The organism is Mycolicibacterium neworleansense, assembly GCF_001245615.1.
Lineage (GTDB): Bacteria > Actinomycetota > Actinomycetes > Mycobacteriales > Mycobacteriaceae > Mycobacterium > Mycobacterium neworleansense.
Map to the genome: position 1 here is coordinate 1,989,257 of NZ_CWKH01000001.1, position 11,473 is coordinate 2,000,729.

Annotated in this window: 14 protein-coding genes; 6 read left to right on the top strand and 8 right to left on the bottom strand. The window is 68.6% G+C overall.

The window, feature by feature from the left end; all coding sequences use genetic code 11:
* Positions 1-16 precede the first annotated feature (16 nt).
* Entirely contained in the window at positions 17-871 is an 855-nt protein-coding gene (sigI, locus tag BN2156_RS09350; protein ID WP_090512699.1) for an RNA polymerase sigma factor SigI, read from the bottom strand.
* Between the two features lie 82 nt (positions 872-953).
* Here sigI and BN2156_RS09355 point away from each other — a divergent pair, with 82 nt between their 5' ends.
* A complete protein-coding gene (locus tag BN2156_RS09355) occupies positions 954-1,796 on the top strand; it encodes an NmrA family NAD(P)-binding protein (RefSeq protein WP_090512701.1) in 843 nt (280 codons plus the stop codon).
* Positions 1,797-1,808: 12 nt separating this feature from the next.
* Positions 1,809-2,261 (top strand): nitroreductase family deazaflavin-dependent oxidoreductase, encoded by a 453-nt coding sequence (locus BN2156_RS09360; protein WP_090512703.1) that lies wholly within the window; start codon positions 1,809-1,811, stop codon positions 2,259-2,261.
* Here BN2156_RS09360 and BN2156_RS09365 read toward each other — a convergent pair.
* Genes BN2156_RS09365 through BN2156_RS09375 form a run of 3 tightly spaced genes read right to left on the bottom strand, consistent with a single transcriptional unit; the run spans position 2,258 to position 4,493 of the window.
* A complete protein-coding gene (locus tag BN2156_RS09365) occupies positions 2,258-3,067 on the bottom strand; it encodes a DUF4097 family beta strand repeat-containing protein (protein ID WP_090512706.1) in 810 nt (269 codons plus the stop codon). The two genes, BN2156_RS09360 and BN2156_RS09365, sit on opposite strands and share 4 nt — an antisense overlap.
* A gap of 21 nt (positions 3,068-3,088) precedes the next feature.
* Positions 3,089-3,568 (bottom strand): histidine kinase, encoded by a 480-nt coding sequence (locus BN2156_RS09370; RefSeq protein WP_090512709.1) that lies wholly within the window; start codon positions 3,566-3,568, stop codon positions 3,089-3,091.
* 55 nt (positions 3,569-3,623) lie between these two features.
* The gene (locus BN2156_RS09375; RefSeq protein ID WP_090512711.1) at positions 3,624-4,493 is read right to left on the bottom strand and encodes a TIGR03619 family F420-dependent LLM class oxidoreductase; all 870 of its coding nucleotides are present in this window, start codon (positions 4,491-4,493) and stop codon (positions 3,624-3,626) included.
* 47 nt (positions 4,494-4,540) lie between these two features.
* Here BN2156_RS09375 and BN2156_RS09380 point away from each other — a divergent pair, with 47 nt between their 5' ends.
* On the top strand, positions 4,541-5,875 hold the full coding sequence (locus BN2156_RS09380) for a cryptochrome/photolyase family protein (RefSeq protein WP_090512714.1): 1,335 nt from the start codon (positions 4,541-4,543) through the stop codon (positions 5,873-5,875).
* An 87-nt stretch (positions 5,876-5,962) separates the two neighbouring features.
* Entirely contained in the window at positions 5,963-6,217 is a 255-nt protein-coding gene (locus BN2156_RS09385) for a DUF2631 domain-containing protein (protein ID WP_090512716.1), read from the top strand.
* A 22-nt stretch (positions 6,218-6,239) separates the two neighbouring features.
* Here the strand turns inward: BN2156_RS09385 and BN2156_RS09390 are convergent, their stop codons facing one another.
* On the bottom strand, positions 6,240-7,106 hold the full coding sequence (locus BN2156_RS09390; RefSeq protein WP_090512719.1) for an acyl-CoA thioesterase: 867 nt from the start codon (positions 7,104-7,106) through the stop codon (positions 6,240-6,242).
* Complete coding sequence (locus BN2156_RS09395; RefSeq protein ID WP_131725148.1) at positions 7,106-7,684, bottom strand: hypothetical protein; 579 nt, start codon at positions 7,682-7,684, stop codon at positions 7,106-7,108. The genes BN2156_RS09390 and BN2156_RS09395 overlap by 1 nt, the downstream gene beginning before the upstream one ends.
* A 208-nt stretch (positions 7,685-7,892) precedes the next feature.
* On the opposite strand from BN2156_RS09395, the gene BN2156_RS09400 reads away from it, so the two are divergent.
* Together BN2156_RS09400 and BN2156_RS09405 are read left to right on the top strand one after the other, a co-directional pair.
* Positions 7,893-8,600 (top strand): DUF427 domain-containing protein, encoded by a 708-nt coding sequence (locus tag BN2156_RS09400; RefSeq protein WP_090512723.1) that lies wholly within the window; start codon positions 7,893-7,895, stop codon positions 8,598-8,600.
* 29 nt (positions 8,601-8,629) lie between these two features.
* Positions 8,630-9,118, top strand: a complete 489-nt coding sequence (locus BN2156_RS09405) for a polyketide cyclase (protein WP_090512725.1) — start codon at positions 8,630-8,632, stop codon at positions 9,116-9,118.
* On the opposite strand, the gene BN2156_RS09410 is transcribed toward BN2156_RS09405, so the two are convergent.
* Positions 9,110-10,351: a MinD/ParA family ATP-binding protein gene (locus BN2156_RS09410; protein WP_090512728.1), complete on the bottom strand. Its 1,242-nt coding sequence runs from the start codon at positions 10,349-10,351 to the stop codon at positions 9,110-9,112. The two genes, BN2156_RS09405 and BN2156_RS09410, sit on opposite strands and share 9 nt — an antisense overlap.
* A 198-nt stretch (positions 10,352-10,549) precedes the next feature.
* The gene (locus tag BN2156_RS09415; protein ID WP_090512731.1) at positions 10,550-11,473 is read right to left on the bottom strand and encodes an alpha/beta hydrolase; all 924 of its coding nucleotides are present in this window, start codon (positions 11,471-11,473) and stop codon (positions 10,550-10,552) included.

Sequence of the window (11,473 nt, forward strand, 5' to 3'; positions counted from 1 at the left end):
CGGGCAGCGCCGACGGTCACCGCATCCGGGCCGACGGGTCCGCAGTGGCCTCGATCTTGGCGACCAGGCCGCCCCGGATGGTCAGCGTGACGACCGCGAACAGCCGTCGATGGTCGTATGCGAGTAGCACCGGCTGCCCGGCCACCCCGCACACCAGGGTGGTGCCCGGCCCCAGGTAGCGCAGCAGGTTCGTCGCGACGGCGTCCGGACCGTGGTTGATCTGCCGGGGCGGAGCCGGATCGGCCAGCACCGTGCCGACGCCCCACACGGTCGGGTCGAGTACCGCCGTCAACGCCGTCACGTCACCGCTGGCACAGGCGGATATGAAGGTCTGCATCACCTGACGGTGTTCGACCGCGGCTACGTCGAACGGGCGGTGCGCGGCGGTGGTGAACTTCGCCCTGGCTCGGCGCGCCAGCTGCCGGCAGGTACCCACCGGCCGGCCGACCGTCTCGGCGATGGCGTCGAATGGCACCGCGAACACGTCGTGCAGCACGAAGGCCACGCGCTCTCCGGGGCTGAGCCGGTTGAGCACCTCGAACAATGCGGCGCGCACCTGGTCGTCGAGCGTGACCCGATCGGCCGGATCGGCAGCCGCCGACGCCGACGATTCCAGGACCAGGCCGGAATCGGGGTGTTCCAGCCTGGAGCGGGCCGATCGAACGTGGTCGAGGCACAGTCGTCCGGCCACCACCGTCAACCAGGCGCGCACGTCGTCGAGGCGCTCGGGGTCGTTACGGGCCAGCCGCAGGAACGCTTCCTGGGCGACATCCTCGGCGTCGCCGATGTCGCCCGTCATCTGATAGGCGAGATTGACCAGGTACGGGTGGTGCTCCCGCCAGGCCTGTTCGATCGACGCGGAATCGCTCATGCCATTTACGACGATTCAGCGCGCCGGAAAGTTACCGCGCTGCGGATGTAACTTTCCCGCGCCATGCCCCGTCCTTGGTTGCATGAACCCAATTCTCGTCACGGGCGCGACCGGCAATGTCGGCCGACCGCTGATCAGCGAACTCATTCGTGCCGGCGCCCGCGTACGCGCTGTCACCCGCAGCCCCGCAGCCACCGCATTTCCGCCCGGCGTCGAGGTGGTCCGGTCCCCCGCCGAGGGTATGGCCGGTGCCTCCGCGGTCTTTCTGAACTCACGTGCGCTGGGGCCGGAACTGGCCGCGACGGTCGAGGGGGCCCGCGCCTCGGGCGTGAAACGCCTCGTCGCACTGTCGGCGATCAACGCCGATGACAACGACTCCCGGCAACCGTCGCGCGTGCGCGGGGACCGCAACCGGGAAGTCGAGCAGCTGGCCGTGGCCTCCGGCCTGGAGTGGGTCAGCTTGCGCCCCACGGTGTTCGCGTCGAATTTCGCGGGCATGTGGTCGGCGCAGATCCGGGCCGGCGACGTGGTCAGCGGCCCGTACGCCGCCGCATCGACCGCGGTCATCGCCGAGGCCGACATCTCCGCCGTGGCCGCGGTGGCCCTGCTCACCGATGACCTTGTGGGACAACGCATCCCGCTGACCGGTCCCCGGGCGCTGACCAACACGGAACTGGTGGCCACGATCGGGCGGGCACTGCGGCGGCCGCTGCGCTATCGCGAGGTGCCTACCGATGTGGTGCGGCAGCGGTTCGCCGGGCTGGGCTTTCCCGCCGCGTTCGCCGACGCGTACCTGGGACTTTTGGCCGACACCGTCGCACGACCCGCGCTGGTCACCCATGAGGTGCAGAAGATCCTGGGCCGGCCGGCGACACCGTTCACCGACTGGGTCGACGCACATCGCGGGCTGTTCACCAATAGCTGAGGAGGACAAGACATGTCAGAGCACACGACAGAACCGCGACCCCCGCGCTGGCTCAAGCCGATGAACAAGGTGATGATGGCGGTGCAGCGGCTCGGCATCCCGACCGGGCCTGCGATGGTGCTGACCGTTCCGGGCCGGAAATCCGGAGTACCCCGTAGCACGCCGATGACGCCGTTCGACCACGATGGAGGTCTGTACACGGTGGCGGGTTACCCCGGCGCGGACTGGGCGGCCAATGCCCGTGCCGCCGGCACCGGGATACTCACCCGGGGCCGGCGGTCCAGACCGGTCCGCATCGTCGAGCTGACACCGGACCAGTCGCGTCCGGTGCTACGCGCCTTCGCCGTCAAGGTGCCTGTCGGCGTCGGCTTCGCCAAACGCAGCGGCCTCGTCGCCGAGGGCACGCCCGACGAATTCGAAGCGCTGGCCGGGCGTTTGACGGTGTTCCGGTTCGATCCCGCCTAGGAGGTGGCCTCGGTGGCCACGGCGCGGCGGATCGAGATGTCTCCCGAGCCGGTGCGGGCGTTCACCAGAAACGTCTCGTCGCCGGCGCCCGGCCCGTCCGAAGCCTGCAGGCCGTTGTCGACGGTGCCGGAGTGGGTCTTGAGCTCGAGGCGCGCCGCGGTGCCCGCGGGAATGCCGATCTCGACCTCACCGCTGCCGGTTTGGGCGCGCAGGGCACCACTGACCCCGACGGCGACGGAGACCGAACCTGACGCGGTCTGATGCTTGACGTGGCCGTGCAGCGTGCCGATGGCCAGGCTGCCGCTGGCCGCCTGGAAGTTGACGTCTCCGTCGATGCGATCGATCGTCGCATCGCCGGAGGCCGTGGCGATCCGCGCGTTACCCGCGACATCGCCGATCGTGATATCTCCGGAAGCACTGTCCGCCTTGATGTTTCCGGTGACGGTCGCCACCCGGACCGCGCCGCTGGCCGAGGCGCAGCGGCAGTCCGCGTAGACTCCGTCCGCCTCGATGTCGGCCGACGCCGAGGAGAGGTTGAGCCGGGAGCCCGTCGGCAGGGCGATGTCGACGCGGACGGCTCCCCCACGCCCCAACGACAGGACCTTCCTGCCCGCGGTCACCACGAGTGTCCCGTTGTGAAAATCGATGCGGGCCTGTTCGGCTGCGCGCACATCGGAGGCGCGCTCAGGATCCCTCGGCTTGATGTCGACGACGGTGTCGTGACGGTCGGCGGATGCCAGGCGCACCGCACCGGCCACTACTTCGACGACGGCCGTGATGGGCTCGGGTGTGTGGAACGTGGTCATCAGATTCCCCTATCTGTCGTCTCAGCGGACCCAGCCGCTGAAGGTCTTGTCACCGGCAGTACGGCTTTGACGCCGCGCGCCACCGAGCGCCGCGGCGACCGAACGGACCAGCCAGGCGTTGACGGACACGCCATCGCGGCGGGCCGCACCTTCCACCCCGGCGCGCAGGCTCTCCGGGAGGCGTAGTGACACCCGCCAGGTGCCGCCGCCGTCGTCGTCGGGGACGTCCACGGCCGGTGGAGTCACGGCCACCTCGGATTCGGGCGCCTCGACCGTGAATTCGGGGTCTCGGCCGTTGAGCCGGACATGGACCGACCCCGGGGCGAGTTCCCGGGTGATCTGCTCGGCCGCCTCGGACAGGGCTTCCAGCAGGGTCAGGCGCAGCGCGGATTCCAGCGGCGCGGTCAGTCGCTCGGCCAATGCTTCGGCCTCGGCCCCTCCGGCTGCGGCGGCGACGCCGAGTTCGTGCCGTACGGCGTCGACATACGGTTGCAGATCCATGCTGTCATAGTGACATCATAATGATATCACTGCAAGCGTCAGTTTGACGTGCTCGCTATTCGACCTTCGCGATGACGGTTTCGGCGAACTGCTCGATGGGACCGCGGAAGCGGTCGGCCCCGGTGGCCCCGTTGGGCGACATGAGCCATGGCGCACACATCACCGCGGTGATGCCGAGATCCCCGGCCCGCTTGTAGAGGTCCGGCGTAGGTGGATCCAGCAGCGCCAGGATGATGTCGAACGGCTCGTGCTCGCGCCCGTACGCACGGCGCAGCTCAGCCAATCGAGCGGTGAAGCGGGCGGCCCGCTCGAGCGTGTAGGCGTAACCGATCCAGCCGTCGCATGATCGGGCCGCACGCCGCAGCGCCGCTTCCGATTCACCGCCGCACAGGATCGGCACCGGTGCCGGCGGATGAGGTTCGATCATCAGCTCGGGCACCGAGTAGTAGTGCCCCTCGAACGACACCCAGCCGCCACGCCAGATCTCCCGCAGCGCCGGGATCATCTCGTCCAGTCGCTTACCGCGGGTATCGAAGTCCTGGCCCATCAGCTCGAATTCCTCCCGCATCCAGCCCACGCCGACACCGAGGGACACCCGCCCGCCCGAGATCACGGCGGCCGTTGCCACCTGCTTGGCCACCTCGAGCAGCGGACGCGCCGGTGCCACGTACACCGCGTTGGAGAACCGCAGCCTGCGGGTGATCGCGGCCATCGCGCCGATCAGCACCCAGGAGTCCGGCCAGCCGGTCTCCGGCGCCCACGGAGGCTTGCCGGTCGGTGAATCCGGGTACGGCGAAGACAGTTCGCGCGGGTAGATCATGTGGTCGGAGCACACCATGCCGTGGTAGCCCGCGTCGTCGAGCAACGACGCCACGGTCAGCGCGTCGGCGACGTCCATGAATGCCGTGCCACTCCAAAACTGCATCTCAGACCTTCCGTGATTTCCGGTGTGTTCGTCGGCAGCATGTAGGCATGCCCACGCTGCTCTGGTTCCGTCGAGACCTGCGCTGCCATGACCATCCCGCCCTGCTGGAGGCCGCGCAGCAGGACGGCGAGGTGCTGGCCTGCTACGTGCTCGATCCGCGCCTGGAGGCATCCTCGGGTGCGCGACGCCTGCACTACCTGTATCGGGCACTGCGCGAGCTGGCCGACAACCTCGAGGGCAATCTGCTGGTCACCCGCGGCCGGCCCGAGCAGCGAATTCCGGCGCTGGCCAGGGCGATCGGCGCGACCTCGGTGCACATCTCGCAGGACTACTCGCCGTTCGGACGGCGTCGCGACGATGCGGTGCAGGCCGCCCTCGGTGAGACCGCCCTGTGCGCAACGGGATCGGGTTACCTGGTCTCCCCCGGCCGGATCACCAAGGCCGACGGGACGCCGTACCAGGTCTTCACGCCCTTCTTCCGGGCCTGGCGCGGCCACGGATGGCGCGCCCCCGCGGACTCCGGGCCCGCGTCCGCGCACTGGATCGACCCCGCGCAGACTCCTGCCGATGCCGGCTATCGCATCGAAATCCCTTCTACCCAAGGTGATTTGACGTTCGATGCGGGTGAGGGCGCGGCGAGGTCGCAGTGGCGGGAATTCGTCGCGGAAGGCCTGGCCGAATACCAGGCCCGGCGCGACCGCCCTGACCTGGCCGCCACCAGCCGGATGTCGGCACACCTGAAGTTCGGCACCATCCACCCGCGAACCATGGCTGTCGATCTCGGCTCCGGCGATGACGACTACCTGCGGGAGCTGGCGTTCCGCGACTTCTATGCCGCGGTGCTGCACCACTGGCCCGACAGCGCGTGGCGTAACTGGAACCGTGACTTCGACGCGATCGAGGTGGACGACGACGAGGCAGCCCGGCAGACGTTCGAGGCGTGGAAGGACGGCAGGACCGGATTCCCCATCGTCGACGCCGGAATGCGCCAATTGGCCGCGACCGGGTTCATGCACAACCGGGTGCGCATGATCGTGGCCTCGTTCCTGGTCAAGGATCTGCATCTGCCGTGGCAGTGGGGTGCGCGCTGGTTTCTCGACCAGCTGATCGACGGCGATGTGGCCAACAACCAACACGGGTGGCAGTGGGCGGCCGGTTGTGGCACCGACGCCGCGCCGTACTTCCGCGTTTTCAATCCGGGTCTGCAGGGCGCGAAGTTCGACCCCGACGGCGATTACATCCGGCGCTGGGTCCCCGAGTTGGCCGATGTCACCGACGTCCACAAACTCGGCACCGACCGGCCGGCGTCGTATCCGGAACCGATCGCCGACCACGCCGAAGAGCGCCTGGAAGCGCTGCGCAGATACCGGCGCCTGGGCTGAACCCCCACGGCCGGCATACGACGCAGTGTCGTATGTCAGAATGTCCGCAAGCCAAGCCTGAAGCCAGTTCGATCCGGAGGAGCAACCGTGGCCAGCACCGAAGTGGAGCGCAACAACGGCGTCGACGTCGAGGAAGTGCCGTCCGCAGCGTGGGGCTGGTCGGAGCTCAACATCAAGGTGATCCACCTCGGCGGCATACTGTCCGCGATCTTCCTGCTGGTCATGATGCGCGGCAACCACATCGGCTGGGTCGAGAACTGGTTCCTCATCTCGTTTGCCGCGCTCATCCTGCTGGCCGTGGCCCGCAACATCTGGATGCGCCGCCGCGGCTGGATTCGCTAGCCGCACACCTGGCATGCCGGCCCTACAACCGGGCCGGCATTTCGATGGCCGCATCCACCGGTCGCATCGAGCGGATCAGCCCCTCCTGGGCGAATGACGCCAGCAGCTCGCCGTCCTCGGTGTGCACCTGACCGCGAACGTACGACATCCCCTGTCCCGCCGCGGTGCTCTCGTGGCTGTAGAGCAGCCAGTCGTCCCACTCCGCCGAATCGTGGAAACAAACCGACGCCGATATCAGCGCCGTGGACAGCGTCGCGTGCGCCTGCGCCGTGCCGATCCCGCGATGGGGTCGCATCGAGGTCGAGATGCCGAGTTGTCCGGTGAAATATGCCAGCAGCGCCTTGGCGAGCTCGTCACGTTCGGGGATCGGGTCGCAGCGCAACCAGGCATAGAGCTCGGGCGGCCCCACCTCGTCGGGACTGTTGACGTCGACCACGTCGACCAGGCGCAACTCGTGTCCGAGCATGGCCCGCCCGGCCGGATGGGCGTCGGCCGGCGTCTCGACATCAGGCCGCAATGCGTGGTGGCTGACCACATCTTCGGTGGGCACGTCGGCCAGCACCGTCACCGTCGCGCACAGCCGCGCATCCTGACCGACCGTGACCACCGCCGTCGCCGTCGAACGCCCCTCGTGCACGACGTCGACCGACAGCTCGACGGTGGAGTCGATCTGCACCGGTCTGGTGAACACCGCATGTGCCGACCGAACAGCCTTGTCCGGGAATCGCTTTGCCGTTGCGACGATGGCCTGCCCCAGCGCTTGTGCGCCCTTGGCCACCTGCCTGCCGTCGGTACCGACCGGTCCGGTCACGCCGACGAATCGGCCCCGCCCCGCGGGCGTCACGTCGAACACCTCGAGCAGGCCGGCAACCGAGGCCTGCGCCGCCATCAACACACCGGAACCAGGTCGGCGTCGAGCAGGCCCGCGGAACGCCCCCGCCGGAACAGGGTCTCCGCCCAGCCGGCCGCCGCCGGATCCGCCCCGATCACCGTCAGCGCATGACCCTTGAACGCCAGCGCGGCCGCACTCGGCCGGTACCGCACCTGCTGGGCCCCGTCGAGACCGTCCGCACCGTACGTCCCGAAGAACACCACATCCCCGTTTCGCCCGGGCCGCTCGTGGTCTGCCGGCCGGGATGCGCCTACCGCCGTCATCGCGACCACCTCGGACTCGGCCGATCGCCACGACCCCTCCAAGCCAACAGGTTTCAGCCCGAGGATGCGCAGCGCTCGCACATCTGCACCATCGTCGGCGGCAACGCTGACGTGCCAGCCCGCCAACGCCCGGTCGAACAACCAGCCACCGATGCCCGTCACCACATCGGCGATATCGGCTGCCGTCACGTGCAACTCGTAGCGCAGTGCCTTCGCTGGACGCACCCGCGGTCGTTCGAACGGCACCGCGAGCGTATTGCCGTCGCGGCGCACCTCGGACAACTGTGCGGACATTCCTGGCTGTGGGGACATAAGGCATCCAATCCGGGTCCATGGGGCTGATCGGCCTGCAGTGTCGAGAGCGTGTCAGGGTGTGGCTCGCCTCACCCAACAGCGTGACATTATCCGGAGAATCTGTAAAGCTTCTATCTTGACGCAACGATCGACCCGGCGAATGGCCGCCGGGGCGTCCCGGGAATGCGTCCATATCCAGCCGATCAGCCAAATTGGAGGTGCTGCAATGAGTCTCGTCGCAGGCCGCGGTCCGTTTAGTACACAACCGGCTGGTTGGTTCATGCCCCCGCTGGCCGGGGACACCGTCTACATCGAACCCCACCCGCGCCGCATCCAGGCCTTCCGTGGTGATGCCGCACAGCTCGACACCGAACACGCGCTCATGGTGCACCGCGCCGGCCACCCGCTCAGTTACGCGTTCCCCAGCGACGAGGTCGGCGACCTCCCGCACGAGCCGGTGGTCGAGGCACCGGGATACGTGAGGGTGCCCTGGGATGCCGTCGACGCCTGGTTCGAAGAGGGCCGCAAGCTGGTGCACTACCCGCCCAACCCCTACCACCGGGTCGACTGCCGGCCCACCCGGCGCGGCCTGCGGGTCACCGCGGGCGACGCCGTGCTGGTCGACACCGACGAGACCGTGATCGTCTTCGAGACGGCCCTGGATCCGCGGCTCTACGTCGATCCGGCCCGAGTCCGCACCGATCTCCTGCAACCGAGCTCGACCACGTCGTACTGCAATTACAAGGGCACCGCCACCTACTGGTCGGTGGCCGTCGGCGACACCGTCGTCGCCGACGTGGCGTGGAGCTACCCCGACACCCCACCGGAATCCCTGCCTATCCAGGGGTTCCTCAGCTTCGACGCAACCCGGGTGGACGTACTGGCCGAACTCCCCTCGCCCGGGACGGCGGCCACCTGCGGTTGCGAACTCTGACCCGCCAAACCCGTGGAAAGTGAACAACATTGGGCATCGTGACCACCAGCTCCGAGACGGCATTCACCCAGTCCGCCGAGGAGGTGTACGACTTCGTCACCAACCCGGTGAACTGGGTGAAGACATATCCGGGCAGCGCACACATCGGCGGACTGCCGGAGCGGATGCCGCTGCAGGTGGGCGACACCTGGACCGAGGCCGGACCGGACGGCGCCCAGATCTACACCTGGCACCTGGCGATCGCCATGCGACCGCGGATGTGGGTGTTCAACTCCGTCGGCAGGCTCGGCCACGACCGTGACGGGAACGGCGGCATGGAAGGCCGCATCACCGTGCAGTATCAATTCACCCGCCCGGGCAACGACATCACGCTGTTCAGCCGCACGATGACGATCGAGGCTTACAAGGATGCCCCGCTGCCGGACGCGTTGTTCCGTGTGGTCAATCCGGCCAACATCGACAAGTACCACGCCGCGGTGGCCAGGGAGCTGGCGCAGCTTCGCCCCGAATCAAGCTAGCGCTGCGCCGCCCTCGAAATCGTCGGACAGGGCCGCCGCCAACTCCAGAGTGCGGCGGCGGAACCTCGGCCGCAGCAGGTCGAAATGGATCTCGGTGCCGGCGGCGATGTGCTTGTCCCACGGCAACACGAACACCCGGCCCGGGGCCACATGCTTCTGGAACTGGTGCACCAGGTCGCCGGTGTTCACATTCGGTTTGCCCGGCCCCACGTGGTTGACCACGACGCAGGATCGGTTCAGCAGGTCCTGGTAGCCGTTGTGGCGCAGCCAGTCCATGGTCACCGCGGCCTGCCGGGCACCGTCGATCGAGGCACTGGCCACGATGACCGCACCGGAAACCGTGGCCAGCACACCCCGGCCAGCGGGGGCGAACATGTCCGCCGCGCAATCCGCCAGCACCAGGTTGTAGTGCTTGGAGACGGCCGAAGTCGCGGCGTTCCAGTCGGCATCATTGAAGGCGCGGCTCGCGCCGCTGTACTCATCGCTTGACAGCACCTCCAGCTTGGACTCGTTCATGCTGGTGAAGGCGCGGACATCGTTGTAGCGCGACAGGTCCTTGGCGGCCAGCAGATCACTCACGGTGGCCCCAGACTGGCGCCCCACCCGATCGGCCAGGTTGCCGCCGGCCGGGTCGGCGTCGACGGCGAGGATCCGGTCGCCGCGCACCGCGCTCAGCACCGACCCGAGTGCGACGGTGACGACGGTCTTGCCCACACCGCCCTTCAGGCCGAAGACACCGATCTGGTGGGATTCGCGGGCCGTGCGACGCACCCTGGCGTACAGGTCCAGTTCGTAGAGTTCGTCGCGGGACAGACCGAGGTTGATGCGGGTGGTGGCGTAGACCGCCCGCCGCCAGCCGCGACGTGGCTGCATCTTGACCGAGGAGCGCACGCCGACGCGGGACAAATTGTCGATGGCGCGCGCCTCGCCCGGTCCGGGCGCGGGGATCGGCTCTTCCAGGATCCAGCTGCCGGCCGACGACGACCCGCTGATCGGGCGGCCGGAAACGATCGGGGGAAGCTTCGTGGTGATCTCCGCTTCGCGCGGAGCGGCGAAATTAGAGGTCAGCACGACCGGTGGCGCCGACACCCGGGCGTCGCCGTGCCGGGACCGCCCGTTCGGCAACGCCGCGACCGGGCCGCCCAGCAGCGCGTCCAGCCCGCCGTACGCCAGCGGGTCCTTGGCGTGTCTGGCGTCTCCGGAGTACATAAGCCGGTCGTCATCGGCCGACATATTTACCTCTCAATCGCCTACTCGCTCCCGGCGCATCCAGGGTGACCGTCGGATGTACCGTCGCACCGCCGAGGCCATCGTCGCACCGGCCGCGTCGATTGTCCGCGCGAGTTTCACTTGCAAACAGACCTGCATTATTGCCCACAACGTCGATCACAACCACCGCCGAGGACCGGCCGAGGGGTCCCAGCTACCAGCTCAGCCGTACAGCGCGCGCCGCAACGCCGCGCCCTGCAGGGCGAAAAGCTGTTGGCTGACCTCCCACTCCGGAAGCAGCGAATCGAAGCCGTGACAGGTCCCGGGAAACAGATGGAGTTCGGTGGCAACGCCCTCGGCCAGCAGCCGGCGCGCATAGTCCAGTGCCTCGTCGCGCAGCGGATCAAGCTCTGAACAGGTGATCAGCGCCGGTGCCACACCGGTCAGCGCGGACGCGCGGGCGGGAACGGCCGCCTCCGGCACCTCGCGGCCGCCCGCATAGTGCCGCCACATCGCGACGGTCGCCGGACCGTCGAAGCCCGGGGTTTCGGCGAACTCCTCCTTGGACCGGGTCGGCCGGTCGTCGAGCACCGGCTGATGCAGGGCCTGGAACACGACCGGTGGCGCGGACCCGGCTGCGGCGTGCTGCGCCAGCAGCGCGGCCAACGCACCGCCGGCACTGCTGCCGGCCACCGCGATACGCCCCGCATCGATGTCGAGCTCACCGGCCAGCGTGGCCGCCCAATTGAGCACCACCATCGCGTCGTCGAAGGCGGCCGGATAGGGATATTCGGGCGCCAGCCGGTAGTCCATCGCGATGACCGTGCACCGGGCGCGGCGGGCCAGCTCCACACACTGGATCTGGTCGGTGTCGAGATTGCCTAGGACGAGGGCACCCGAATGGCAGTACACCACCGCAGGTGACGGTGACGGTCCACCACGGTAGATACGCACCGGGATGGTGCGCCGCCCCAGCGCAACGCGGGCCCCGATGATCTCCACGCCGGGGGTGTCCAGGACCTGCGCAGCCTCACGCCGACGCTGATCCAGCGAGGTACGCACCACGCCCAGCTGCTCGGTGGACAGGTCGGTGCGGGCCTCGGCAAACCCCAGTAACGCGGGGTCGAGGCGCTCCAGCCAGGCCAT